This window comes from Streptomyces sp. NPDC001668 (genome assembly GCF_042893155.1).
Taxonomy (GTDB): Bacteria; Actinomycetota; Actinomycetes; order Streptomycetales; family Streptomycetaceae; genus Streptomyces.
Genome location: NZ_JBIAUQ010000013.1, coordinates 238,694 through 262,588 on the forward strand (window position 1 = coordinate 238,694; position 23,895 = coordinate 262,588).

Genomic DNA, 23,895 nt, shown 5'->3' on the forward strand with positions numbered 1-23,895 from the left:
AGAAGTCAACATGGGGCAGGTAGTCGACCACGGGCATGGAAACGGCCACCATCAGCGGGTGATGGTGGCCTTCGCGCTGCTCACCGCAGGTACCGGCGCCCGATCGTGCGGGGCTCCCGGCCTGCTCAATGCCCGTTGAGCGTCCGCGGACCGCCGCCACGGCCCGCGTCGGCGTTCCGCGAGGAGCAGGGGACAGGAGGGTCCACCCGCTCGCCGGGCACCTCCTGCTCGACCCGCACCCGCCGCATCGTCGCCCGTAGCAACGGAGGTGCCATGAGCGAGGTCGCGATGGCCACCAGGACCACGATGGTGTAGACGGCGGAGCTCAGCACGCCCAGGCGCAGCCCCACCATCGCGATGACCACCTCGATGACGCCTCTGGCGTTCATGCCCGCCCCCAGCGCCAGCCCCTCCCAGTGGCCCAGCCGGCCGAGCCGGGCGCCCACGTAGGCCCCGGCGAACTTGCCCGCGACGGCGACGCACAGCACGGCGAGGCCGGTGAGGAGGACGACGGGCTCGGTCAGGGCGGTCAGATCGATGCGCAGCCCCGCGGTCGCGAAGAACAGGGGTGCCAAGACCGTCATCGTCGTCGTGCGCACCGCGGCCAGCCGCTCGGACGACAGTCCTGTGGAGCCCCCGACCACCATGCCGCCCATGAACGCCCCGAACACCGCCTCCAGACCCATCGCCTGGGTCGCGCCCGCTGAGAGCAGGATGACGGCCACCGCACAGGCCGGCCCGGTGTCCGCGCGCGGCGTGCCCTCGCCGCCGCGCAGCCACCGGCGCACGAACGGCCGGGCCATCGCCGCGACCAGCACGACGGTCGCGACCCACAGGACGGACACCACCGCGGTCTGCGCCCGCGCCCCGTGCGTCGCCAGTCCCGACAGCACCGAGAGCAGGATCCATCCCACGATGTCGTCGACCAGAACCGCGCAGAGGATCAGCCGGCCTATCTCGTGGCGGAGCAGTCCGAGCTCCGCCAGCGTCTTGGCGATGACCGGGATCGCGCTGATCCCCATGGCCACGCCCAGGAACAGGGCGAAGACGGAACGGTCGGCGCTCGCGGGCACCAGCGAGTCCGGCACGAGCAGCCCCGCGCAGATGCCAAGACCCGTGGGAATGACGACGCCCGCCACGCTCACGCTGACCGCGGAAACGGCCCGGCGGCGTATCAGTCCGAGATCGAGCCCGGCTCCTGTGAGCCCGACCAGCAGCAGCACCCCGATCTGACCGCTCGCGTCGAGCAGATGCTGCTGGGCGGGGTCCCGCGGCAGCAGCCAGTCCGCCACACCGGGTGCGAGGTGCGCGAGAACCGACGGGCCGAGCAGCACGCCCGTGCACAGTTCGCCGACCACGTTCGGCAGCCCGAAGCGCGCCGCCAGCCGCCCCATGAGCACGGCGAGAAGGATCAGGCATCCCACCTGAAGGATAAAGACGAGCAGTTGATGAGAGGCGATCGGGGGCACCGGATCGACGACAGCCAGCACAACGTCTCCAGAGGTCCGAGCAAGTGGGTCAGGCCCCGTGCGACGCGCGGGGGGTTTCGTGCTCCTGGGCGAGCACGGCGATCACCTCGGCCGTCCGTTCCAGGTGGAAGAAGTGGCCGCCGTCGATCAGGCAGAGCCGGAAACCGGCCCCCGCCAGCTCGCGCCACCGGATCATCACCTCCGGGCCGGCCACCGGGTCGTGCCGGCCGGCCAGGGCGATCAGGGGAACGGGCACCTTCGCCCGGCGGGGGAACCGGTAGTCCGCCAGCCAGCCGAGATCGGCACGCAGGACACGCGCGATCCGCTCGCGCAGCTTCCGGTGCGCCAGGACGGCGTCCGGCGTGCCTCCCAGGACACCCATCCGGTCGACGATCGCGTCGTCGTCGAGCGCGGCCCACTCGGTGATCCAGTGGCACTCCCGGTCGGGTGGGACGCTCCCGCCGACGACGAGCCGCAGCGGGAGCCGCGCCCCGCGCCGTGCCAGCTCGCGCACGGCCTCCAGGGCCAGCACACCGCCCATGCTGTGCCCGTAGAGACTGTACGGACGGCCACCGGCCCGGCGGATCACAGCGGTGGCCACCTCCTCCGGATCGAAGCCGGGATCCTCCCGGATCCGGTTCTCACGGCCGGGCAACAGAACCGGCTCGACCGCGATCCGGGGCGGGAACGCCTCGCGCCACGCGGAGTACGTCAGGCCCCCGCCCCCCGCGTGGGGAAGGCAGAACAGCAGCTCGTCGGCGTCCGGACGGGCCTCGGCAGCGGCGAACCACGCTCCCGGCTCCGCTCGCGCGGTCATCCGTGTCCCCGCTCACGTACCGTCATGGGTGTACGCCAGTTCGCAGAACACCGAGTCGATCTCGGCCAGTTCCCGGCAGCGCCGGAAGTGGTCCTGGACGCTGGGGTGGCGCTGCATGGCCTCGAACTCCTCCTTGCTGCGCCACTGCGCGTAGTTGACGACACGGATCCCGTCCTCGCTGAGGTGCACGTTGGCCGAGACGAATCCGGGGAAACGCCGGATGACGTCCGTGACGTCGACGATTTCGTCGTACATCCGCTGCTGGTCCTCGGCCCTGACGCGGAACATGTTGACCAGGGTGTAGTAGCCGTCGGACAGCGAAATGCGTCCCATGGTCGAGCCTCTCTCCCTCACATCGACGAACCGCGCACCACCAGCGCGGAGTTGAAGCCCCCGGCGCCGCGCGCCACGATCAGCGCCGCACGGATCGGCAGGGTTCTGCCCGCGCCCGCGACGACGTCGACGTCGTACTCCTCGGGTACGTCGGTCACGTTCGCGGCGGCGGGGATCACGCCCTCGCGGATCATCAGCAGTGCCGCCAGCACGTCGAGCGGCGCGCCGCCCGAGTACAGCCGGCCCGTCGTCGCCTTCGGCACCGCCACCGGGACCCCCTTCGGGCCGAAGACCTCGGTGATCGCCGCCGCCTCCAGGGCGTCGAGCTCGGGTGTCCCCTGGGCGTCGGCGACGACGACGCCGATGTCGCGCGGGCCCAGCCCGGCCTCGAAGAGCGCGTTGGTGATCGCCCGGGCGAGAGCGGGCGGCCGCCCCGACCCGGGGGCGGGATCGAACGTGGCCGCGTAACCGGCGATCTCCCCGTACGGCGCCCGGACTCCGCGCTCGCGAGCGGCGGACGCCTCCTCCAGGACGAGGAACGCGCCCCCCTCGCCGGGAACGTAACCGGACGCGGCCCGGTCGAAGGGCAGGTAGCACCGGTCGGGGTCGCTCTCCTCGCTCAGCAGCCCGTTGGGGATCTGGGCGGTGAGCCCCCAGGGACTCAGGGGTGCGTCCACACCGCCGGTCAGGGCCACACGCAAGGTGCCGCCGCGCAGCTGGCGACAGGCCGCGCCCAGCGCGTCCAGGCCTCCGGCCTGCTCCGTGACGACGACGGAGCCATGGCCGCGCAGCCCGTGGCGTATCGAGATCTGGCCGGTGTTCACCGCGTAGAACCAGGCGAACGACTGGTACGCGCTGACACGGTGCGGTCCCTCGCTCCAGAGCTTCTGCAACTCGTGCTGACCGAACTCGAACCCGCCGCAGCCGTTGGCGGTGATGACACCCGCGTCGTAGGCGCCGAGCTCGGCGGGGTCGATCCCGGCGTCCTCCAGTGCCCAGGCCGCCGCGGCCAGGGCGAACTGGGTGCTGCGGTCGGTCTGCGGGCGCAGGCGGGACGGTACGTGCGCCCGCAGGTCGAAGTCGGACACCTCGCCGCCGACCGTGACCGGGTAGCGGGACACGTCGAAACGGCTCAGCCTGCCCAGCCCGCTGCGACCGTCCACGACCGCCTTCCAGTAGGCGTCGACCCCCAGGCCGTTCGGGGCGACGGCGCCCGCTCCGGTGACGACGATCATGACGTCTCCGCTCGTCGCAGGATGGCGGCGCTCTGGAATCCGCCGAAGCCGCTGCCCACGGTGAGCGCCACGTCGACGGCGGTCTCACGGGCGACAAGCGGGACGTAGTCCAGATCGCACTCGGGATCGGGCTCGTGCAGATTGGCCGTCGGGGGGACGACCCCGTGCTCGACGGCCAGTGCGCACGCGGCGATCTCGATCGAGCCGACCGATCCGAGCGCGTGGCCGATCATCGACTTGATCGAGCTGACAGGAACGTCGTAGGCGGCCGCCCCGAGCGCGTCCTTGAAGGCCGCGGTCTCGTGGAGGTCGTTCTGCCGGGTGCCGGAGCCATGGGCGTTGATGTAGTCGAAGTCCTCCGGGGCGGCACAGGCCTGGGCCATCGCCGCCCGGATCGCCTCGGCCATCTCGCGGCCGTCGGGGCGCAGTCCCGTCATGTGGTACGCGTTGCAGCGGGTGGCGAACCCGGCCAGCTCGGCGTACATGTGAGCGCCGCGTCGCCGCGCGTGCTCGTACTCCTCCAGGACGAAGATTGCCGCGCCCTCGCCGAGTGCGAACCCGTTACGGGTCCGGTCGAACGGGCGGCACGCACCCGCCGGATCGTGGTTGTCCGGCGACGTGGCACGCAGAGCGTCGAAGCAGGCGTAGGTGATGGGTGACAGGGGGGCGTCCGAGGCTCCCGTGATCATCACGTCCGCCGAGCCGTCACGGATCAGGTCGAGCGCGTAGCCGACCGCGTCCAGGCCGGAGGTGCAACCGGTCGACACCACCGCGGCCGGCCCCTCGGCTCCGGCCGCCCAGGCCACCTCGCGGGCCAGCGGCGTCGGGACGAAGAAGTCGAAGAGGTGACCGGCCGCCAGCGTGTGGTCGACCAGCCAGTCCCGCCCGTGCGAGCTGACCTTGGCGTACTGGGTCTCCAGTCCCGTCGTGCAGCCGACCGCGCTGCCCAGGCTGACACCGGCCCGCTCGGGAACCGGGACACCACCGGCGAATCCGCTGTCCTCGAGGGCCTCCCGCAGCCCGGCGAGAGCGAACTGCACCATCCGGTCCAGACCGTCGGCCTGGTCGGGCCGCAGCCCGGCCGCCAGCGGATCGAAGTCCACCTCGCCGGCGATCCTCGACCGGTAGCGGCTCGCGTCGAAGTGGGTGACGGCCCGCGTGGCGGACCGCCCGGACGTGATCTGCTCCCAGAACGGCTTGGTTCCCACGCCCCCTGGGGCGATGACGCCGATTCCGGTGATAACCGCTTTGCGCATGGTCATTTCCCTACGGAGGGAGGTGCACCGCCGGGGTTGGGCGCCGGCTCGACCTCGACGTGGCCTTCTTCGGGGCTCGGTGCGAGCGGCGCCATCTGGAACACGACCAGCGCCGGCACGCTCCCCTCGTTGGTGATGCGGTGGGTGGTGGACTTGGGCACCATCGCCGCCTCGCACCGTTCCAGACGCAGTTCCTCGTCGTCGGCCAGCAGCGTCACGGCGCCCTCCGCGACGAAGACGAACTCCTCCGAATGCGGGTGGAAGTGCGCAGCGATGAACTCGCCGGGCTCCAGCGTCATGGCGCCCAGGAACCCGGCGCTGGCACCGACCGACGCCGGGGTGAGCAAGGGCCAGATGCCGCCGCCGAGCCTGCGGCTCGGGGTCACGTCCTTCATCGAAACCTTCGTCAGAGCGGACATGGCTCGACTCCTCAGCTCTCTCGCCAGTGGTAGAACTCCTCGGCCCGGGTGTCGGCGACCGTGCGGCACTCCGGGGAGAAGGGGCTGAGGTAGTCGGCGAGACGGTCCCTGGTCTCGACGAACAGCGGATCGGTGCGGGCCGAGAGGATGCGGTCGGCGAGATCGCCCTCCAGGTCCGGCCTCGCCTCCACCATGTGGACGTACAGACCGCGGAACCGGTACAGGGTCCGCGTCGCGACACCGATCCGCCGGGGGAGTCCCGTGCGGTCGTGCGCCTCCCAGACGGCGGACACCTTCTCGGCGTCCTCCGGCCTCATACGGTCGATGAACATCACGCGCTGCATGTGCTCTCTCCTTGGGTGTGGGCTTGCACGGACCGCCTCAGGAGACGGATTCCGCGAGGGCCCGTCGGTCGACCTTGCCGTTGGCGTTGAGCGGCAGCTCCGACCGGTGCGTCACCGATCTCGGCAGCATGTGCGGGGGCAGACGCTCGCGAAGCCCCTTGAGGATCAGGTCGCCGTCGGACCGCTCGCCCGTGAAGACGGCGTGCAGGGTGGTCGCTCCGTCCTCCCGGTGTGCGGGCACCACGACGGCGTCGCGCACTCCGGGCCAGGCGCGGATCGCGCACTCGATCTCACCGAGTTCGACCCGGTACCCCTGGACCTTCACCTGGTGGTCCAGCCGGCCCAGGTGGAGCAGGCCCCACCGGGTCCGGCGCACGAGATCGCCCGTCCGGTACCAGAGGTCCGCGGGGGGCGGATCGGCGTCCTCGCGCACCGCCGCACGTGATCCGTCGAAGGCCACGAACCGGCCGACGTTGTCCTCGGCCGCCAGATAGCCGTCGAAGCGCTGCGGGCCGCGCACGCACAACTCGCCCTCGTCCGCCGGGCGGCCCGACTCGTCGACGACGAGAGCCTCGTGCCCTGGGTAGAGCTCGCCGATCGGCACCGTCCCGTTGGCCGGCGCCGGCCAGTCGCGCGGTTCCGGGCCGAGCCGGTACTGCGCGCAGCTCAGGGTCAGTTCGGTCGGTCCGTACAGGTTCTCGACCACGCTGTTCGGCGCCGCCTCCTGCCAGCCACGGGCCTGGTCGAGGGTGAGCTGCTCCCCGCAGAACAGGCTCCATCGCAGCTCCGGCATGGATCCTGCCGGCAGCCGCCCGAGTCGCGCCGCGACGGAGACCACCGCGGGCACGGAGAACCAGTGGGTGATCCGCCGTCCGGCCACGAAGCGGACCGGAGCCAGCAGTTCCGCCCGGCTGGGCACCACGACCGTGGCCCCCGAGCACCAGGAGGCGAAGAGGTCGAAGACGGACAGGTCGAAGGTGAGGTCGAAGGTCTGCGACAGCCGGCATCCCGGTCCGAGGTCGTACCGGGCGATGACGTGGTCCAGATACGCCAGCACGTTCCGGTGCGCGATCGGCACCCCCTTGGGTGTGCCGGTCGAGCCCGAGGTGAACAGCAGATAGGCGGTGCTCGCGCAGGCGCCGGGCGCACCGGCCCGAGGTTCCCGGCCGGACCGTTCCAGCCGGTCGAGCGCCGCGTCGTCCAGTTCGAGGACCGGAACGTTGACCGGAGCCCCCGGTGACTGCGCGAGGACCGCCTCCGCTCCGGCGGCCGCCACCGTCCAGGTGGTGCGCTCGGCGGGGAAGCCCGGATTGAGCGGCACCGTGACGGCTCCCAGCCGCTGGGCGGCGAGGTAGCCGACGTAGGCGGACACATGACGCGCCGCCAGCAGACCGACGGCCCCGGGCACCCGCCCGACGGTACGGACGAGCTCGTCGGCCACCGCTCCCGCCAGCGCGTCCAGTCGGCGGTAGGAGTAGCTCTGCCCGTCCACCTCGAGCGCGGTCTCGTCCGGGTGACGGCGTACGACCGCCGCGAACCGCGCATACAGTGTGGTGTGTTCGTCCATGGCGTGGTGATCAGGCAGCCGCGGCGGCGCGCTCGATCTTCTCCTTGATCACCTGCATCTGGATCGCCGTGTTGTCGTTGATCCGCTTGGTGATGCCGGCGTCGTCGAAGGGCGCCGTCGGCTTGGCCTCGAACTCCTGACGCCAGCGCATCCGGGTGCCCCGGCCCTCCCCGGCGAAGTCCCAGTAGATGCGCATGTACTCGAACGGGCCCGTCTCCACACGGTGCGCCCGTACGGTCTTCGCCTCGTCGTCGCGGGTGCGCTCGCTCACCCAGCTCCACACGGTGCCGTCGGGGTCGGGCACCATCGTGAGCCGGAAGCGGACCGTGCTTCCCTCCTCGTGCAGCACGTCGACCGCCGCGTACTCGGTGAACAGCTGGGGCCAGGAGCGCAGGTCGTTCGTGAGCCGCCAGGTCAGGTCGAGCGGCGCGTCGATGTACACGGAGTTGTCCGTCGAGGAGGCCATCAGCCTTCGCCTTCCAGGGAGTTGATGTGGTGGAGGATCTGGTCGAGGGTCATGGCCGGACTGTCCTCGGGCAGGGTCCTGCCGAACTCGTCCTCCAGGACCTTGTCCAGCTCGATCACCCCGATCGAGTCGACACCCAGGTCGGTGAGGGTGGAGCCGCCGCCGATGGCATCGCGGTCGAGTCCGATGTGGGTGGCGAGGATCCGGTAGAGCTGCTCGCGTGAAACGGTCACCGTCGGCATGGGCGTGCCTCCGTGGCGGGGTGGCGGAAAGGGACGGGGCGTCGGACGCGCCGGGTCACAGCGGCCTGCACTCGAGCAGCGTCCAGTGGTAGATCGGCTCCGAGAGCAGTTCGAACCGGGCCTCGGCGAACAGCGCCTTCCAGTCGTCGAGGGTGCGTTCCCGGCCGCCGTGCAGGACGAGCATGTCGAGGTCGAGGAACTTGCCGTGGTCCCAGGCGTTGCCCGGGTCGAGGACGGAGTCGACGACGAGCAGCCGGGCGGCGGTGTCGTCTCCGATGGCCTCCCGGACCCGGCGCAGCACCAGGCCCGCCTCGTCGTCGGGCAGATCGTGCAGGACCGCCTTGATGAAGTAGCAGTCGTAGGAGTCCGGGATGGGCGCGGTCAGCAGGTTGCCGGCCTGAACCGTCACGCGGTCGGCCACGTCGTGCTCTGCGAGCACCTTCCGGGCTTTCTCCGCCATCCAGGGCAGGTCCAGGAGATGACCGGTCGCCTCCGGGTTCTGCCGGAGGACCTGGGCGAGGAAGAATCCGTCGCCGCCCCCGAGGTCGGCGATGCGGCCGAACCGGCCGAGGTCCCACTGCTTGAGCTCGTCCGCGACGAACTGCCGGCTCCAGTGCGACATGAAGGAGTCGTAGTACGCGTCGGTCTCGGGGTTCTGCTGGAGGTACTCGACGAAGGACATGCCGAAGACCTGAGGGAACGCCGGCTCACCGGTGCGCAGGCTGTGCATGAGTCCCGCGTAGGGCTTCTGGGTCAGCGCCGTCCGGTTGTACTTCGTCAGCGGCAGCACCCCGTCGGGGTTGCCGGCCCTCAGTCCGTCGGCCAGCGGAGTCAGATTCCACACCCGCGAAGGACCTTCGGCGAAGAGCCCCACGGAGGCGGCGCAGCGCAGGAGGCGGTGCAACGAGAGGGCATGCGTGCCGGTCCGCTCGGCCAGGGTCTCCACGGGCAGCGGACCGTCCGCGAGGACGTCCGCGACCTCGAGCTCGACCAGCGCCTCGACGATCCGCGAGAGCCGCCCGGAACAGGCCAGCAGGATCAGATGCTGGGCATGCAGGTCATCGGGAATCGGGTTCACCAGTTCTTTCCCACCACTCTCCACTATTTCCGCCTCCTGTCATTTCTCACGAATAACCACATTGATCGCTTCCAGTACTTCACGGGGCGTTCGGAAAGTACCCATCGTGTCGTCGGACAGGTCTATTCCGTACTGGTTCTTTATTTGACTGACCACCTCGAGAAGGGCGACCGAGTCGTATCCGAGATTCCCGAATATAACGTCGATGACATCCCCGTCGAGAGCCCCGTCCTCCGCCTCTCCGGCATAGGTCTTGGTGAGGACGATCAAGTCCTCCAAGGTCAGTTCCCGCATGTCACCCAAGCTCCAGCACCGCGGATCGGACTGTCAAGAGTATTCAGCGATTAGTCAGCGATCCTTTAGGACGGCCACCGGGAACTGGCCCCCTATTACTTCCTCAGCGTTTTTTCAGAACGCCAGGAAATCCTGCGGACAACAGTGATCGAGTAGGACAAGGATGCGGCCATGTCAGATGTCCAGGTTCCTGTGATGATTGTCGGCGGCGGCCTGTCCGGGCTCGCCGCCGCGCTCTTTCTTCGCCAGCAGGGTGTCGATTGCCTCGTCGTCGAACGGAATACGACGACGTCACAGCTGCTGCGCTCCACCCACGTCAGCCCCCGCACGATGGAGCTGTTCCGCACGGTCGGCATCCAGCAGGCGGTGTGGGACGCGGCGGAGAAGGTGGTGTCCGGCTCGTACTGGTCGCGCACGGACCTTCCGCCGCGCCATCTGCCCCGGGCCATCCTGCGGGCCGGCTCCCTCGCCGACGTGGTCGCGGGCAAGGTCGGCGTGATGGAGGAAGGCACCAACGAGTTCACCGACATCGGGCCGGTCGAGCCGGTCTGGTGCGGGCAGGACCGCGTCGAGCCCATCATGCTGAAGGAGGCCGTCGACCGCGGCGCGCAGATCCGCTTCAACACCGAGATGCTGCGCTACGAGCACGACACCACAGGGATCACCGCCGTGATCCGGGACCGCGGCACCGGCGCCGAGTCGACGGTCCGCGCTCAGTACCTCATCGCCGCCGACGGGGCCGGCGGTACGGTCCGCACCGGGCTCGGCATCGGCAGGAGCGGCAACGGGACCGTCGGACATGTGCTGAACGTGCTGTTCAAGGCGGACATCGACGCGATTCTCGGCGGCCGCCGGTTCCTCATCCTGTACCTGTCCCACCGCGAGGCCCCCGGCATGCTGTTCAAGCTCGACGACGAGCGGTGGATCTTCGGGCTGTTCTGCGGCGCGGAGGAGATCGAGGACGGCCGGATCAGCCACGAGGAGTGCGTCGAGCTGATCCGGAAGTCCACCGGCGTGCCCGATCTGGAGATCGACGTCGACATGACGATGGGCTGGTGGATGGCGCACGAGATCGTCGACGGCTACCGCTCCGACCGGGTCTTCCTCGTCGGCGACGCCTGCCATGTGCTGCCCCCGACCGGCGGCTTCGGCGCCAACGCCGGTGTCCAGGACTCGAACAACCTTGCCTGGAAGCTGGCCGGGGTCCTGAAGGGGTGGGCAGGTCCGGACCTCCTCGACACCTACGAGGCCGAGCGCCGCCCCGTCGGCCGGGCGACCGCGGACCAGGCATGGATGCGGCACATGCGCTGGAGTGCCCCGCACGACGCCACGGTGCACGACGAGCGCGACCAGACCGTGGTGACCACCGCCTACCGGTACACGTCGGCGGCGGTGCTGGGCGAGCCCTTCGACGAGGTGCTGGGCCACGACCTGGTCATCGACGGGCGTCCCGGCATGCGCGTACCGCACGTCTGGGTGACCCGGGACGGCGAGCGGATCTCCACGGTCGACCTGCCGGGCGACGCCTTCGTCCTGCTGGCCGGAGCGAACGGACAGGCCTGGACCGCTGCGGCGCGTGCGGCAGCGGATCGTCTGGGCATCCCGCTGCGCGCCTACCGCGTCGCCGCGGACGGCGACCTGGTCGATCCGGACGACGCGTTCGGCAAGGCCGCCGGAATCGGCCGGGACGGCGCCCTGCTCGTGCGGCCCGACGGATTCGTGGGCTGGCGGACCGAGGACGCCCCGGTCGCGGAGACGGCGCCCGAGCCGGAGCAGACCCCGGAGCAGACCATGGAGACCGTCCTGTCGCTCATCACTGCCCGCGCGAACACGACAACCGAATGACATCCGAGGAGCAGGCATGCGAGCAGTAGGAATCAGGGCTTTCGGAGGTCCGGAGAAGCTCTCCGTTCTCGACCTCCCGGTTCCGGAGCCCGGCCCGGGGCAGGTACGCGTCCGCGTGGCGGCGGCGGCGGTGCACAACTTCGACACGGTGGCACGCACCGGACGGCTCGGCCCGCTGCTGCCCGAGCGGGACCACTACGTGTTCGGCTGGGACATGTCCGGCGTGGTCGACGCGGTCGGCCGCTCCGTGGACGGCTTCGCCGTGGGCGACGCCGTCGTCGGCATCTCGGACTGGCTGGAGACGTTCACCGGCACGCAGGCCGAGTACGTCGTGCTCGATGCCCGCGCTCTCGCGCCCGCCCCCCGCAGCTGCGGGCTGATCGACGCGGCCGCCCTCCCGGTCAACGCGCTGACGGCCCTCCAGGCCCTGGACCGGCTGGATCTGAAGGAGGGCCGGACGCTGGCGGTGACCGGAGCGGGCGGCGCCGTGGGCGGCTACGCCATCGAGCTGGCGCGGGAACGGGGGCTGCACACCGTCGGCCTCTGCTCGGAGCGGGACAAGGAGTTCGTCACCGAACGCGGCGCCGTGTACGTTCCGCGGTCCGACGACCCCGTCGAGGCGCTGCGTTCCGCGGCCCCGGAAGGTATCGACGGGCTCCTCGACGCGGCCGCCATAGGACCGGACATGCTGGCCGCCGTCCGCGACGGAGGGGCGTTCGCCGGCCTGACCCCGCCCAAGACTCCCCGGCCCGAGCGCGGCATCGACGTACACCAGATCCATATGCACAGCGACGGCCCGCAACTGCGTGAGCTGGTGTCCCTCGTGGACCGGGGCCGTATGACACTGCGCCCGCCCCAGGTCTTCGGCTTCGACCAGGCCGCCCAGGCGCACGAACTGCTCTCCGGGGGAGGTGTGCGAGGGCGCTTGCTGCTCGTCCCATAAGCCCCTGGGCGCCCCTCGCCCCTCGCACCGCCCGCACGGCCGAGGCCGCCGCGAATCCTCGCGGCGGCCTTCCGCATGCCCGAAGAACCGCCACCTAGCATTGCTAAGGATAGACTAGCGGCGCTAGACTACACCTAGCGGCGCTAGCCACAGCATGGCCCGTGGAGCGCGCCGACACTCCTGAAGCGAGGTGTTGAGCCATGGAGGACGACCTGCGGTTCAGGCTGCTCGGGCCAGTGGAGGCCCAGTGGCAGGAACGGCTTCTCCCGCTGGGGGGAATCAAACAGCGCACCGCCTTGGCCGTCTTCCTGCTGCAGCCGAGCACCGTCATCCGGCTGGACGAGGTCGTCCAGGCGGTCTGGGGCCCCGACGCCTCCAGCTCTCTGCGCAACGCGGCGCAGGCCCACATCTCCAGGATCAGGCGTTCCCTGGCGCGCTGCCCCGGCGCCGAGCTGCGCACCCGGTCCGCCGGCTACGTGCTGGAGATCGACCCGGACTGTGTCGACCTGCACCGCTTCCGGCACCTCGTCACCCGAGCCAGGGCCGTGGGTTCACCGGCCCTGTACCGAGAGGCCCTGCACCTGTGGCGCGGACACCCCCTGGCGAACACCGAATCGAAATGGCTCCTGGAGCAGGCTGCCACCGGCCTGGAAGAGGAATATCTCGTCGCCGTCGACGGCTGGGCCGAGACAGAATTGAGAGCGGGAAACCACCACATCGTCCTCACCGTTCTGCCGAAGCTGGCAAAGGAACACTGTCTTCGCGAGAGCTTCCACGAATTACTGATCACCGCCCTTTGCCAGGCCGGCCGGCAGGCAGAAGCTCTTCTCGCCTATCAGGAAATACGGCGGCGACTTGCCACGGAACTCGGCGTCGAACCCGGTGCCAGACTGCAACGCCTCTTCGCCGAGGCCCTGCACTCGGGCGATCCCCTGGCCGTGATTTCTTCCGCATCCCACGCTCCCTGCCGGACCTGACCGCTTCCTCAGCGAATCCTGATGGGCCGGCTCCACCATGAAGTCATGGCCCTATGGGAGGAGCAGGCGATGGAAAAGGCGCGTCCGGCCGAAACGGACCTCGAGTTCATCATGGGTGTTGCCACCGGATTCTGGCGGGCCAGGGTTCTGTTCAGCGCCGTTGAATTCGGTCTCTTCACCAAGCTGGCCACAGGCCCCCGCAGCGGAGCGGAGCTCAGCGAGGAACTGGGCCTCGACCCGCGCGCGAGCCAGGACTTCCTCGATGCCCTCGTGGCGCTCGGACTCGTCCGTCGTTCCGACGGCAGGTACGAGAACTCCGAGGCCGCCGACCGCCTGCTGAACAAGAAGCAGGACACGTACCTGGGCGGCTTCCTCACCTTCATGGGACGTGCGCTCTACCCGGCCTGGGGCCAGCTGAGCGAGCTGCTGAGGACCGGCGAGATCCAGGAGGGATTCGACTCGTTCGGGGAGTTCTACCGGGACCGCGACCGGGTCCGGGGCTTCATGGCCGCCATGGACAGCGCGTCCGCCGTCGTGACGGACCAGCTCATCCAGCGCTTCGACTGGGGCCGGTACTCCTCCGTCCTCGACCTCGGCGGCGCACGCGGGAACCTGGTCGCCACCATCGTCAAGGCACACCCCCACCTCACGGGCGCCTGCTTCGACCTCCCGCCCGTGAGGCCGCTCTTCGACGAGCACATGGAAAATCTCGGAATGTCGGACAAGGTGACCTTCCACGGCGGCGACTTCCGGAAGGACCCCCTGCCGTCGGCGGATGTCATGGTGTTCGGCCATGTGCTGCACGACTGGGACGAGGATTCCCGCCGACTGCTGGTGCGCAGGGCCTTCGAAGCCCTCAACCCCGGCGGCACGCTGCTCATCTACGACGAGATCATCGACGACGACCGTTCCGGCCCCACGCACAGCCTGCTCATGAGCCTCAACATGAAGCTCGTTCGCTCGGGCGCGGCGGAGTACACCGCGGCCGAGGCACACGCCTGGCTGACCGCCGCCGGCTTCGCCGAGGTCCGAGTCGAGGAGCTCACGGCGACCGAACGTCTGCTCGTGGCGCAGAAGAAATGACACGCGGACTGCTCGATGTGGCGGTCAAGGCCGGGAACATCGCGTTCTTCTGCCTGGCCGCGCTCGGTCGGCAGTGGATCACCCCCATGTCGCCCGTGCCACCGTCACTCGCGCTCACGACGCCGGTCGCGACCGGCTACCGGCCGGGCACGCCGAACCGAGCACCGGTGACATCGGAGGGGAGCCCCTGACATGACCGCCGTGCAGGAGATCGCCCGCGGGGCCGTGGAGCCGGCGGACGCGCGGGGCCGTGTGGCCGAGCTGCACGTCCTGCGCGCGCAGGCACTGGACGGCCCGGGTGAGCGCGCCACCGAAGCCCAGCGCGCGAAGGGGAAGCTGACCGCCCGGGAGCGCATCGAGCTGCTCCTGGACGCGGGTTCCTTCCAGGAGGTCGAGCAGCTGCGGCGGCACCGGGCGACCGGGTTCGGCCTGGAGGCCAAGAAGCCGTACACCGACGGTGTCATCACCGGCTGGGGCACGGTGGAGGGCCGGACGGTCTTCGTCTACGCCCATGACTTCCGCATCTTCGGCGGCGCGCTGGGCGAGGCCCACGCCACGAAGATCCACAAGATCATGGACATGGCCATCGCGGCCGGAGCGCCCCTGGTGTCGCTGAACGACGGCGCCGGGGCCCGCATCCAGGAGGGCGTCTCCGCCCTCGCGGGCTACGGCGGCATCTTCCAGCGCAACACCAAGGCATCCGGCGTCATCCCGCAGATCTCCGTGATGCTCGGCCCGTGCGCGGGCGGGGCGGCGTACTCGCCGGCCCTGACGGACTTCGTGTTCATGGTCCGTGAGATCTCGCAGATGTTCATCACAGGACCGGACGTCGTCAAGGCGGTCACCGGCGAGGAGATCACCCAGAACGGCCTCGGCGGCGCGGACGTGCACGCCGAGACCTCCGGCGTCTGCCACTTCGCCTACGACGACGAGGAGACGTGCCTCGCCGAGGTGCGATACCTGCTCTCGCTGCTGCCGCAGAACAACCGCGAGAACCCGCCGCGGGTGCGCTGCACGGACGCCGTCGACCGCCGCGGCGACATGCTCCTGGACGCGGTGCCGGCGGACGGCAGCCGGCCGTACGACATGGCCGAGGTCATCGAGGAGATCGTCGACGACGGCGAGTACCTGGAGGTCCACGAGCGCTGGGCCCGCAACATCGTCTGCGCGCTGGCCCGCCTGGACGGCCAGGTCGTCGGCATCGTCGCCAACCAGCCGCAGAACCTCGCCGGTGTCCTGGACATCGAGGCGAGCGAGAAGGCGGCGCGTTTCGTCCAGATGTGCGACGCCTTCAACATCCCGATCGTGACGCTGCTGGACGTGCCGGGCTTCCTGCCCGGGGTGGACCAGGAGCACGGCGGGATCATCCGGCACGGCGCCAAGCTGCTGTACGCCTACTGCAACGCCACCGTGCCGAGGATCTCGGTGATCCTGCGCAAGGCGTACGGCGGTGCGTACATCGTCATGGACAGCCAGTCGATCGGCGCCGACCTGACGTACGCCTGGCCGACGAACGAGATCGCCGTGATGGGCGCGGAAGGTGCCGCCAACGTGATCTTCCGCCGTCAGATCGCTGCGGCGGAAGACCCCGAAGCCATGCGGGCCCGCGTCGTCAAGGAGTACAAGTCCGAGCTCATGCACCCCTACTACGCGGCCGAGCGGGGCCTGGTGGACGACGTGATCGACCCCGCCGAGACCCGCGAGGTCCTCATCCGGTCCCTGGCGATGCTCCGTACGAAGCACGCCGACATACCGTCCCGCAAGCACGGCAACCCGCCCCAGTGAGAACCGAGTTGGGAGCAGCCATGCCCACCGAGCGTGAAGGTTCCCCGCGGCCCCCGACGGACCCCGTCTCCTCCCCCGAGCCAGTGGTGCGGGTGACGCGCGGTCTCGCCGGGCCCGAGGAACTCGCCGCGATCACCACGATCCTGCTCTCCCGCGTGGCGCAGGGCCGGCCGGAAGACGGCGCCCTCACCCCGCACAGAGCGCCGGCGTGGTGCCGTCCACACCCCCGCAACCACTTCCGCGCGCCCCACAGTTGGCAGAACACGCTGCTGTGAGGCCTGCCATACGTCCGAGCCGTCCCAGACGAACAGGGGGTCTCGCCATTCGCCGGTCCTCGCCGCGCACACGCCCGAGCCGCTCGGGGCGCCCCCGAAGCGCGGCGGTCGAGCTCGCGATCATCGACGCCACTCTCTCCCTCCTCGTCGAGGTCGGCCCGGACGGCTTCTCGGTGGCAACCGTGTCCGAGCGAGCCGGTGTCGGCAAGGCCACGATCTACCGAAGGTGGCGCACCAAGGACGAGCTGCTGCTCGCGGCGATCCGCTCGCTCCGAGGCACGATGCCCGAACCGCCGGACTCCTCGGACCTGCGCGAAGCCCTGCTCCAGTGTCTGAAGGGGATGCAGCGCATGCACGACGATCCCCGCTACGTCCACCTCGCGGCCCACCTCTGCGGAGCGGCCGACACCCACGCGGAGCTCTACGCCGAGTACATGGACCAGGCGATCCGGCCGCGTCGCGACATCGCACGCGCCGTGGTGCAGAGGGGTCTCGGAGCCGGCCTCCTCAACCGCGACGCGGACCCGGAGATCGTGCTGGACCTCCTCTTCGGTCCGGTGCTGATCCGGTGCATGGGTGCGTCAGGGATGCGCGGAACCCCTGAGCAGGCCGAGGTGGATCCGGAAGCCCTTGTGGACCACGTCCTGCGCGGCCTCCTGCCCCGCTGACCGGCGCGTGTAAGAACTGTCACACCCCATGTCGTCCACCTGGACATACAGAAACGGGCTGATCGTTTTCCAGGGAGCGGGTCGGGGTGATCTCAATGGCGTACAAGTCAGTGCGGAAGAACCAGTCGGATGTCGATCGGTGAGCGGTCGGACGAGGGGACCTCGATGTTCAGGCGGTCGTGTTCCAGACGCAGCCGGACACCCCAGTGCCCCTGGTACCGGAGGGAGAACCCGTACGACGACAGTTCGGGCAGCGGCACCGGGTCGAGCCACAGGGCGCCCGCGCGGGTCTCCAGGCCGGTCTCCGGTGGTGCCTCCCTGGAGGTCTGCGATGTCCCCGCGCAAGGCCTCCTGGCAGTACGTCCAGGCCTCCGCGCGCCGCGCCCGGGCCAGCACCCAGCCGTGCACCAGGCCGCTGAGGGTGGAGCCGTGGCTGGTGCGGGCCAGGTAGTGGTCGACCGTGCGACGCCATGTCTCCTCGTCCAACCGGTAGCCCAGCCGCCCGAAGAGAGACTGGAGTTCGGCCGGTGAGAAGAGGTGGCCGAGCATCAGGACGTCGTGCCCAGGTAGTGCACGTCGTCCGCCGCGCACTCCGGAAGTGCTCCACGGGTGGCGAGGTATCCGTTGCCCAGGGTGCACAGCGAAGGGCAGCTCCGCGAGGTCGTGTACGACGAGGGCGAACCCACATGCGGCTGCGGGCACGCGGGCGGTGACGTTCCGCGGCACGGCTGCGATCACCTCGTGGGGCCGGACGGTCATTGCTGTTCCTCTCCCGAGGGGGCAAGGACAACGGTCACATCAGCTGTGGGACGACCGCCACCGGGCAGTGCGCGTGGTGCAGCAGGACGTGGCTCACCCGGCCGAGCTGGAGACCGAAGTGGCCCTGCCTGCGGCGCGCCCCGATGATCACGAGGTCGGCGGCGGCGGAGCGGTCCACGAGGATCCTGCGTGCGGGGCCTTCGACGGTGGTGCGGCGCAGACGGACGTCCGGATGTTCGGCCACGGCATCGCGCAGTAGTTCGTCGAGCTGGGCCGAGGCCTGCTCCTCGTGCCGATGCGTGGGTTCCTCGGCGAGGGCGGGGTGGTCGGCGCCCTCGTGCGCGGGGCAGCGCCAGGCGCGCACGGCATCGAGAGTGCACCCACGCGCCGCGGCCTCCTGGAAGGCGAAGCGCACGGCCTCACCACCGGCGGCCGGATCTCCCGCACCGAGCAGGATCCGCTCGTGCGTGCCTGCCAGGCCCGCCTTGTCGCCCCGGACCACGATCACCGGGCAGTGCGCCCGGGCCGCCACGGCAAGGCCGACCGAACCGAGCAGCAGTCCCTGCAGCTCACCGCGGCCGCGTGCGCCGGTCACCAGCGCGAGGGCGTTGCTGCCCGCACGCAGGAGGGCGTCAGCCGCTTCGGCGGGGACGATGTCGGTGGACACCTTCACACCCGCGTCGCGCCGTTCGGCACGTTCGGCCGCCGAGGCGACGATGTGCTCGGCCAGCACTTGCTCCGTGGGGGGTTCCTGTCCGGTCGACGGCAGAGCCCCCTCGTATCGCTCCCAGAGGGAGGCGTACACCAGTAGCAGAGGCACGTCGCGGCGGGCGGCTTCGTCCACCGCCCAGTCGACGGCCAGCAGACTCGCATCGGATCCGTCGACGCCCACGACCAGGGGGAGTGTCATCGTCGTCACCGCCTTCCGTCAGGCTGCCTCGCCGGACAGCCAGGGCTCTCCTCTCACGGTCCCACTCGTTGGTGGGCCGCATGAGGGGCGGGTGGGCCCTCTGCCTGGGACGTTCGGCCCATGCCGGGGGTTCAGGTGGTTAGAGCGGCCCCCGGGCATCGGCGGCCGCAGGCTCGACGGCGGCCGCCGAGTGATCCGATCAAGGTGACGGAATCCTCGGGTCGCGGCCCGAATCGCCTTCGCAGGAGGCCCTTTGAGGCTCGCCGGGCCGGGCCAGCGGTGCGCGCACGACGGCCGGCAGCGGCACGTCTCCGCCCCCACCCCCACCCCCACCATGCAGAGCTACGCCCCGTTCGGATTCGGCACCCACCACACCAACCTGGTGCCGCCGTCGGCCGGCCTGCTCAACTCCATCGTCCCGCCCAGCTGTTCGGCACGTTCCGCCATATTGAGCAGCCCGCTGCGGCGCCCGTCGGGAGAGATGCCGGTGCCGTTGTCCGTGACGGTGAGGCGGACCTGGCGGGAGTCGGCCGTGAGGGCGACGTCGGCGCGCCCGGCGTGGGCGTGCCGGGCGATGTTGGTCAGTGCCTCGGAGAGCACGGCCACCACGTGCTCGGCGATCTCCCGCGGTACGTCGGTGTCGACCAGCCCCTCCAGTCGCACGCTGGGTGCGAAGCCCAGGACCGGAGCCGCCTCGCCCGCGATCCGCACCACACGAGCCCGGAGACCGGTCCCGTCGGTGCCCTCGCGTGAGCGCAGGCCGAAGATGGTCGATCTGATGATCTTGATGGTCTCGTCGAGGTCGTCCACCGCTCGCACGACGCGCTCGGACGCCTCGGGGTGTTCGATGAACCGGCCCGCGCTCTGCAGGGTCATGCCGGTGGCGAACAGCCGCTGGATGGCCAGGTCGTGCAGGTCCCGGGCGATCCGGTCGCGGTCCTTGAGAACCGCGACCTCCTCCGCGTCCTGACGTCGTTCCGCGAGTTCCATCGCGACGGCGGCCTGCGCGGCGAAGGCCTGGAGGGTTTCGGTCTCTGTCGGGGAGAACTCCGGTCTGCCGGAACCGCGCGCCAGCAGGAGCACGCCTCGGACTCCTTCTTCGCTCGTGCCGATGGGCACGGCCACGGCGGGACCGAGGCCCTGGAAGCGAGGGGGCTCCGGAGAGATCCGATCGTCGTGGGAGACGTCCGCGCTGACCGCCGGGGCGGCGCTCGAGAAGGCCAGCCCCATCAAGGTCCTGTCCAGGCGCAGCACGAGCCCCTGGTGCGCCTTGGCGTCCATCCCGACGGCGATCTCCACGGCGAGTGACCCGGTGTCCTCCATGGGCAGCGCGACCGCGGACAGTGCCGATCCGGTGATCTCGGCGGCCCGCTCGGCGATCTGGCCGAGCACCTCGGTGCGCCCTCCGCCGGACATCAGGCTGTGCGTGATCTCGGCGTTCGCCCGCAGCCAGCGTTCCCGGAGCCGGGACTGCTCGTAGAGGCGGGCGTTGTCGATGGCGACGCCCGCGGCCACGGCCAGGGTCGACAGGACCGATTCGTCCTCCTGGTCGAACTGCGCCCCTCCACGTTTCTCGGTGAGGTACAGGTTGCCGAAGATCTGGTCGCGCACCCGGATGGGGACGCCGAGGAAGGTGTTCATCGGCGGGTGGTTGGGCGGGAAGCCGTACGAGGCCGGGTGCTCGGAGATCTTCGTCAGCCGCAGCGGCTCGGGATGGCTGATCAGCTCGCCGAGGATGCCGTGGCCCTCGGGGAAGGGGCCGATCCGGGTGATCTGTTCCTCGGTGACCCCGATCGTGTGGAAGGCGGACAGCCGCCTGCCGTCCGGACCGATCACGCCGAGCGCCGCGTACTCGGCGTCGACCAGCGCCGCCGCGGCTTCGACGATGCCGTACAGCGCCTGTTCCAGATCCAGCTCCCGGCCGACCGAGAGCACCGCTTCCAACAGGCTGTGCACCCGGTCCCGGGTGCCACGGGCGGCGTCCAGCCGCGCCTGCAGTTCCTCAAGCAGTTCGTCCAGCTGCAGATGCGGCAGTCGTACGCGGGCCGCCTGAGGCTCTTCGGGGCTTGCCACCAGCGCCTCCTCCGATCCCTCGGGCAGGCTGACACCAGCCGCTTCAGTTACGGGCCACGCTACCGGCCGACGGCGGGTGACGACATGGGTTCGGCCCCGGCGGCAGCGGGCCCGGCGGCCGCCTCCCCCGTGAACCGACGCTTGACGGGCGCCTGCCTTCACCCCACCGACGCACAGGGCCGTTCGGCCCTGCGAAGGGGACGGACAGCACCTGCCGGGCACGCCGGCGCCGTTCGACGCTGGGGCTGTGTCGTGACCGAAGTGCGGAACCGAGCCCGTCGCCCCGAGGAGTGCAGCGTCATGGTCCATTACGTGTACGACTTCCGAGAGGGCCGCAGGGACATGGCGGACCTGCTGGGCGGCAAGGGCGCCAACCTGGCCGAGATGACCCGCCTGGGCCTGCCGGTCCCGCCGGGCTTCACCGTGACCACCGACGCCTGCCGGGCCTTCCTCGCGACCGGCGCCGAGCCGGAGGGCATGTCGGCCGAAATCTCCCGGCACCTGACCGCGCTGGAGGACTCCGCGGGGCGCCGCCTGGGCCAGCGGGACGATCCGCTGCTGGTGTCGGTCCGGTCCGGGGCGCGGTTCTCCATGCCCGGCATGATGGAGACCGTCCTGGACATCGGCCTGAACGACGATTCCGTCCTGGGCCTCGCCAAGACGTCCGGCAGTGATCGCTTCGCCTGGGACTCCTACCGCCGACTCGTTCAGATGTTCGGCAGTACGGTCCTGGGCGTCGACGCAGCCGTGTTCGACGAGGCCATGACCCTGCTCAAGGAGGCCCGCGAGGCCCCCGACGACCTGCATCTCGACGCCCACGACCTGGCCGGCCTGGTGGAGACGTACAAGCGGCTGATCCTCGACCAGACGGGCCATGCGTTCCCCCAGTCGCCCGCCGAACAACTGCGGCTCGCGATCCTCGCGGTGTTCCGGTCCTGGAACGGCGAGCGCGCCCGCCTCTACCGCCGGCGCGAGCACATCCCCGACGATCTGGGCACGGCGGTCACCGTGCAGCGCATGGTGTACGGCAACCTCGGCGCCGACTCCGGCAGCGGCGTCGCCTTCACCCGTGACCCGGCCACCGGGCGGCCCGGCCTGTACGGCGACTACCTGGCCAACGCCCAGGGCGAGGACGTCGTCGCCGGTATCCGCAACACCGTGCCGTTGACGGACCTGGAGCGGCTGGACCCGGACTCCTACCGGCGGCTGCGCGACCACATGGAGCGCCTGGAACGGCACTACCGCGACCTGTGCGACATCGAGTTCACCATCGAACGCGGCACGCTGTGGATGCTGCAGACCCGGGTCGGCAAGCGCACCGCCGAAGCCGCGTTCGCCATAGCCGCCGAACTGGTGGAGGAAGGCCAGATCACTCCGCAGGAGGCGCTGGCCCGGGTGAGCGGGGACGGTCTGGCCCGGCTGATGTTCCCCCGCTTCGACACCGGCGCCACCGGCGAGGCACTCGCCCACGGCCTCCCTGCCTCCCCGGGTGCGGCGGTCGGCGCGGCCGTGTTCGACTCCGCCGAGGCCGTACGGCGGGCCGCCACCGGCCAGAAAGTGGTGCTCGTCCGCCAGGAGACCACCCCCGACGACCTCCCCGGCATGGTCGCCGCCGAAGCCGTGCTGACCAGCCGGGGCGGAAAGACGAGCCACGCGGCCGTCGTGGCCCGCGGTATGGGCAAGGTCTGTGTGTGCGGGGCCGAGGAACTCACCGTGGACACCGCGGCCCGGCGCTGCACCACCCGCGCCGGGGTCGTCGTCGAGGAAGGCACGGTCATCTCCGTGGACGGTTCCGCCGGAACCGTGTACGCGGGCGCGGTTCCGCTCGTCGCCTCCGAGGCGATGCGGTACCTGGAGACCGGCGAGCAGTCCGAAGGCGTCGTGGCCGCGGTGGCCGCCGCCCTCGAACAGGCCGACTCCGTAAGGCGGTTGGAGGTGCGGGCCAATGCCGACACCCCCGAGGACGCGCGGCGCGCCCGCCGGTTCGGGGCGCAGGGCATCGGGCTGTGCCGCACCGAGCACATGTTCCTCGGCGAGCGCCGCAAGCTGGTCGAGGACATGATCCTGGCCCGGAACGACGCCGAGCGCGAGCGGGCGCTGGCGGCTCTTCTGCCGCTGCAGCGACAGGACTTCGTCGGCATCCTGGAGGCGATGGACGGCCTGCCCGTCACCATCCGGCTGCTGGACCCGCCGCTGCACGAGTTCCTGCCCGACCGCACCGAACTCGCCGTACGCATCGCCACCGCGGAGGCCCGCGGCCGGCAACCGGAGACGCACGAGGTGGAGTTGCTCGACGCGGTGAACCGCATGCACGAGGAGAACCCGATGCTGGGCCTGCGGGGCGTGCGCCTGGGACTGGTGGTTCCGGGTCTGGTCGCCATGCAGGTACGAGCCGTCGCCGAGGCCGTCGTGACCCGTACGCGGGCCGGTGGCGCACCACGCGCCGAGATCATGGTGCCGCTCGTCGGCGCTGTGGAGGAACTGCGCATCGAGCGCGCGGAGGTGGAGCGGGTGCTCGCAGAGGTCTCCGAGGAGTCCGGCGTCCCCGTGCGGTGCCCGGTCGGCACGATGATCGAACTGCCCCGCGCCGCGCTCACCGCCGGCCGGATCGCCGAGGAGGCGGAGTTCTTCTCCTTCGGTACGAACGACCTGACCCAGACCACCTGGGGCTTCTCCCGCGACGACGTCGAGGCGGCCTTCTTCTCCGCCTACCTCGACAAGGGCGTCTTCCCTGCCTCGCCCTTCGAGACCATCGACCGTGACGGTGTGGGCCGCCTGGTCCGGATCGCCGTCGACGAAGGCCGGGCCACGCGCCCCGACCTGAAGATCGGCGTCTGCGGCGAACACGGCGGCGACCCCGAGTCCGTCCACTTCTTCCACGCCGCAGGCCTGGACTACGTCTCCTGCTCGCCGTTCCGGGTCCCGGTGGCCCGGCTGGAAGCAGGTCGGGCCGCTCTGCCCGCGAGCGAGGCCAGTGACAGCCGATGAGGCCGCCGGGGCCGATACCAGGGCCCATCGGCCCTACGAAGGGGTCGCGGTCCGGGGGACAGTGAACTC

At 70.5% G+C, this 23,895-nt stretch carries 23 protein-coding genes and 1 pseudogene; 9 read left to right on the forward strand and 15 right to left on the reverse strand.

Going from position 1 to position 23,895, the window contains the following annotated elements; genetic code table 11:
* Positions 1-125 precede the first annotated feature (125 nt).
* From ACFYZ8_RS32835 to ACFYZ8_RS32890, 12 genes are all read right to left on the reverse strand, one after another.
* Entirely contained in the window at positions 126-1,424 is a 1,299-nt protein-coding gene (locus ACFYZ8_RS32835; protein ID WP_359033104.1) for a cation:proton antiporter, read from the reverse strand.
* 94 nt (positions 1,425-1,518) lie between these two features.
* A complete protein-coding gene (locus ACFYZ8_RS32840; RefSeq protein WP_359033102.1) occupies positions 1,519-2,286 on the reverse strand; it encodes an alpha/beta fold hydrolase in 768 nt (255 codons plus the stop codon).
* Positions 2,287-2,298: 12 nt separating this feature from the next.
* Complete coding sequence (locus tag ACFYZ8_RS32845) at positions 2,299-2,619, reverse strand: antibiotic biosynthesis monooxygenase family protein (protein WP_359033100.1); 321 nt, start codon at positions 2,617-2,619, stop codon at positions 2,299-2,301.
* 17 nt (positions 2,620-2,636) lie between these two features.
* Complete coding sequence (locus tag ACFYZ8_RS32850) at positions 2,637-3,854, reverse strand: ketosynthase chain-length factor (RefSeq protein WP_388539015.1); 1,218 nt, start codon at positions 3,852-3,854, stop codon at positions 2,637-2,639.
* Positions 3,851-5,110 (reverse strand): beta-ketoacyl-[acyl-carrier-protein] synthase family protein, encoded by a 1,260-nt coding sequence (locus tag ACFYZ8_RS32855; protein ID WP_388539017.1) that lies wholly within the window; start codon positions 5,108-5,110, stop codon positions 3,851-3,853. Before ACFYZ8_RS32855 ends, ACFYZ8_RS32850 begins: the two co-directional genes overlap by 4 nt.
* Before the next feature lie 2 nt (positions 5,111-5,112).
* Entirely contained in the window at positions 5,113-5,529 is a 417-nt protein-coding gene (locus tag ACFYZ8_RS32860; protein ID WP_359033094.1) for a cupin domain-containing protein, read from the reverse strand.
* Positions 5,530-5,540: 11 nt separating this feature from the next.
* Positions 5,541-5,873, reverse strand: coding sequence for a TcmI family type II polyketide cyclase (locus tag ACFYZ8_RS32865; RefSeq protein ID WP_388539020.1), 333 nt, complete (start codon positions 5,871-5,873; stop codon positions 5,541-5,543).
* A 37-nt stretch (positions 5,874-5,910) separates the two neighbouring features.
* Complete coding sequence (locus ACFYZ8_RS32870) at positions 5,911-7,440, reverse strand: AMP-binding protein (protein ID WP_388539023.1); 1,530 nt, start codon at positions 7,438-7,440, stop codon at positions 5,911-5,913.
* Positions 7,441-7,450: 10 nt separating this feature from the next.
* Positions 7,451-7,906 (reverse strand): SRPBCC family protein, encoded by a 456-nt coding sequence (locus ACFYZ8_RS32875; protein ID WP_359033088.1) that lies wholly within the window; start codon positions 7,904-7,906, stop codon positions 7,451-7,453.
* The gene (locus tag ACFYZ8_RS32880) at positions 7,906-8,148 is read right to left on the reverse strand and encodes an acyl carrier protein (RefSeq protein ID WP_359033086.1); all 243 of its coding nucleotides are present in this window, start codon (positions 8,146-8,148) and stop codon (positions 7,906-7,908) included. The genes ACFYZ8_RS32875 and ACFYZ8_RS32880 overlap by 1 nt, the downstream gene beginning before the upstream one ends.
* 55 nt (positions 8,149-8,203) lie before the next feature.
* Complete coding sequence (locus ACFYZ8_RS32885) at positions 8,204-9,226, reverse strand: methyltransferase (protein WP_359033084.1); 1,023 nt, start codon at positions 9,224-9,226, stop codon at positions 8,204-8,206.
* A gap of 39 nt (positions 9,227-9,265) precedes the next feature.
* Complete coding sequence (locus tag ACFYZ8_RS32890) at positions 9,266-9,520, reverse strand: acyl carrier protein (protein ID WP_359033082.1); 255 nt, start codon at positions 9,518-9,520, stop codon at positions 9,266-9,268.
* A 171-nt stretch (positions 9,521-9,691) separates the two neighbouring features.
* On the opposite strand from ACFYZ8_RS32890, the gene ACFYZ8_RS32895 reads away from it, so the two are divergent.
* From ACFYZ8_RS32895 to ACFYZ8_RS32930, 8 genes are all read left to right on the forward strand, one after another.
* Positions 9,692-11,365, forward strand: a complete 1,674-nt coding sequence (locus ACFYZ8_RS32895; RefSeq protein WP_359033080.1) for an FAD-dependent monooxygenase — start codon at positions 9,692-9,694, stop codon at positions 11,363-11,365.
* A 16-nt stretch (positions 11,366-11,381) separates the two neighbouring features.
* A complete protein-coding gene (locus ACFYZ8_RS32900) occupies positions 11,382-12,308 on the forward strand; it encodes an NADP-dependent oxidoreductase (protein WP_359033078.1) in 927 nt (308 codons plus the stop codon).
* Positions 12,309-12,508: 200 nt separating this feature from the next.
* Entirely contained in the window at positions 12,509-13,285 is a 777-nt protein-coding gene (locus ACFYZ8_RS32905) for an AfsR/SARP family transcriptional regulator (protein ID WP_359033076.1), read from the forward strand.
* A 45-nt stretch (positions 13,286-13,330) separates the two neighbouring features.
* Positions 13,331-14,368: a methyltransferase gene (locus ACFYZ8_RS32910; protein ID WP_359033074.1), complete on the forward strand. Its 1,038-nt coding sequence runs from the start codon at positions 13,331-13,333 to the stop codon at positions 14,366-14,368.
* Positions 14,365-14,559: a hypothetical protein gene (locus tag ACFYZ8_RS32915; RefSeq protein ID WP_359033072.1), complete on the forward strand. Its 195-nt coding sequence runs from the start codon at positions 14,365-14,367 to the stop codon at positions 14,557-14,559. Before ACFYZ8_RS32910 ends, ACFYZ8_RS32915 begins: the two co-directional genes overlap by 4 nt.
* A 1-nt stretch (position 14,560) precedes the next feature.
* Positions 14,561-16,153, forward strand: coding sequence for an acyl-CoA carboxylase subunit beta (locus tag ACFYZ8_RS32920; protein ID WP_388539034.1), 1,593 nt, complete (start codon positions 14,561-14,563; stop codon positions 16,151-16,153).
* Between the two features lie 20 nt (positions 16,154-16,173).
* Positions 16,174-16,428, forward strand: coding sequence for an acyl-CoA carboxylase subunit epsilon (locus ACFYZ8_RS32925; RefSeq protein WP_359040213.1), 255 nt, complete (start codon positions 16,174-16,176; stop codon positions 16,426-16,428).
* Positions 16,425-17,096 (forward strand): TetR/AcrR family transcriptional regulator, encoded by a 672-nt coding sequence (locus tag ACFYZ8_RS32930; protein WP_388539037.1) that lies wholly within the window; start codon positions 16,425-16,427, stop codon positions 17,094-17,096. The genes ACFYZ8_RS32925 and ACFYZ8_RS32930 overlap by 4 nt, the downstream gene beginning before the upstream one ends.
* Positions 17,097-17,203: 107 nt before the next feature.
* Here the strand turns inward: ACFYZ8_RS32930 and ACFYZ8_RS32935 are convergent.
* The 3 genes and pseudogenes from ACFYZ8_RS32935 to ACFYZ8_RS32945 form a co-directional block, all read right to left on the reverse strand.
* Positions 17,204-17,654: pseudogene (locus tag ACFYZ8_RS32935) on the reverse strand (glycosyl hydrolase family 65 protein); the annotation flags it as partial.
* Positions 17,655-17,889: 235 nt separating this feature from the next.
* The gene (locus tag ACFYZ8_RS32940) at positions 17,890-18,765 is read right to left on the reverse strand and encodes a universal stress protein (RefSeq protein WP_388539040.1); all 876 of its coding nucleotides are present in this window, start codon (positions 18,763-18,765) and stop codon (positions 17,890-17,892) included.
* 342 nt (positions 18,766-19,107) lie between these two features.
* The gene (locus ACFYZ8_RS32945; RefSeq protein WP_388539043.1) at positions 19,108-20,838 is read right to left on the reverse strand and encodes a GAF domain-containing protein; all 1,731 of its coding nucleotides are present in this window, start codon (positions 20,836-20,838) and stop codon (positions 19,108-19,110) included.
* A 300-nt stretch (positions 20,839-21,138) separates the two neighbouring features.
* Between ACFYZ8_RS32945 and ppdK the strand changes: the two genes are divergently transcribed.
* Positions 21,139-23,826, forward strand: coding sequence for a pyruvate, phosphate dikinase (ppdK, locus tag ACFYZ8_RS32950; RefSeq protein ID WP_388539046.1), 2,688 nt, complete (start codon positions 21,139-21,141; stop codon positions 23,824-23,826).
* The last annotated feature ends 69 nt before the right edge of the window (positions 23,827-23,895 follow it).

Excerpts from the sequence above, each read along its gene's own strand:
- ACFYZ8_RS32850 (WP_388539015.1), bottom strand. The coding sequence starts at position 3,854 with ATGATCGTCGTCACCGGAGCGGGCGCCGTCGCCCCGAACGGCCTGGGG.
- ACFYZ8_RS32855 (WP_388539017.1), bottom strand. The coding sequence starts at position 5,110 with ATGCGCAAAGCGGTTATCACCGGAATCGGCGTCATCGCCCCAGGGGGC.
- ACFYZ8_RS32940 (WP_388539040.1), bottom strand. The coding sequence starts at position 18,765 with ATGACACTCCCCCTGGTCGTGGGCGTCGACGGATCCGATGCGAGTCTG.
- ACFYZ8_RS32925 (WP_359040213.1), top strand. The coding sequence starts at position 16,174 with ATGCCCACCGAGCGTGAAGGTTCCCCGCGGCCCCCGACGGACCCCGTC.
- ACFYZ8_RS32900 (WP_359033078.1), top strand. The coding sequence starts at position 11,382 with ATGCGAGCAGTAGGAATCAGGGCTTTCGGAGGTCCGGAGAAGCTCTCC.
- ppdK (WP_388539046.1), top strand. The coding sequence starts at position 21,139 with ATGGTCCATTACGTGTACGACTTCCGAGAGGGCCGCAGGGACATGGCG.
- ACFYZ8_RS32895 (WP_359033080.1), top strand. The coding sequence starts at position 9,692 with ATGTCAGATGTCCAGGTTCCTGTGATGATTGTCGGCGGCGGCCTGTCC.
- ACFYZ8_RS32845 (WP_359033100.1), bottom strand. The coding sequence starts at position 2,619 with ATGGGACGCATTTCGCTGTCCGACGGCTACTACACCCTGGTCAACATG.
- ACFYZ8_RS32865 (WP_388539020.1), bottom strand. The coding sequence starts at position 5,873 with ATGCAGCGCGTGATGTTCATCGACCGTATGAGGCCGGAGGACGCCGAG.
- ACFYZ8_RS32920 (WP_388539034.1), top strand. The coding sequence starts at position 14,561 with ATGACCGCCGTGCAGGAGATCGCCCGCGGGGCCGTGGAGCCGGCGGAC.
- ACFYZ8_RS32860 (WP_359033094.1), bottom strand. The coding sequence starts at position 5,529 with ATGTCCGCTCTGACGAAGGTTTCGATGAAGGACGTGACCCCGAGCCGC.
- ACFYZ8_RS32880 (WP_359033086.1), bottom strand. The coding sequence starts at position 8,148 with ATGCCGACGGTGACCGTTTCACGCGAGCAGCTCTACCGGATCCTCGCC.
- ACFYZ8_RS32910 (WP_359033074.1), top strand. The coding sequence starts at position 13,331 with ATGGCCCTATGGGAGGAGCAGGCGATGGAAAAGGCGCGTCCGGCCGAA.
- ACFYZ8_RS32905 (WP_359033076.1), top strand. The coding sequence starts at position 12,509 with ATGGAGGACGACCTGCGGTTCAGGCTGCTCGGGCCAGTGGAGGCCCAG.
- ACFYZ8_RS32875 (WP_359033088.1), bottom strand. The coding sequence starts at position 7,906 with ATGGCCTCCTCGACGGACAACTCCGTGTACATCGACGCGCCGCTCGAC.
- ACFYZ8_RS32870 (WP_388539023.1), bottom strand. The coding sequence starts at position 7,440 with ATGGACGAACACACCACACTGTATGCGCGGTTCGCGGCGGTCGTACGC.
- ACFYZ8_RS32840 (WP_359033102.1), bottom strand. The coding sequence starts at position 2,286 with ATGACCGCGCGAGCGGAGCCGGGAGCGTGGTTCGCCGCTGCCGAGGCC.
- ACFYZ8_RS32890 (WP_359033082.1), bottom strand. The coding sequence starts at position 9,520 with ATGCGGGAACTGACCTTGGAGGACTTGATCGTCCTCACCAAGACCTAT.
- ACFYZ8_RS32915 (WP_359033072.1), top strand. The coding sequence starts at position 14,365 with ATGACACGCGGACTGCTCGATGTGGCGGTCAAGGCCGGGAACATCGCG.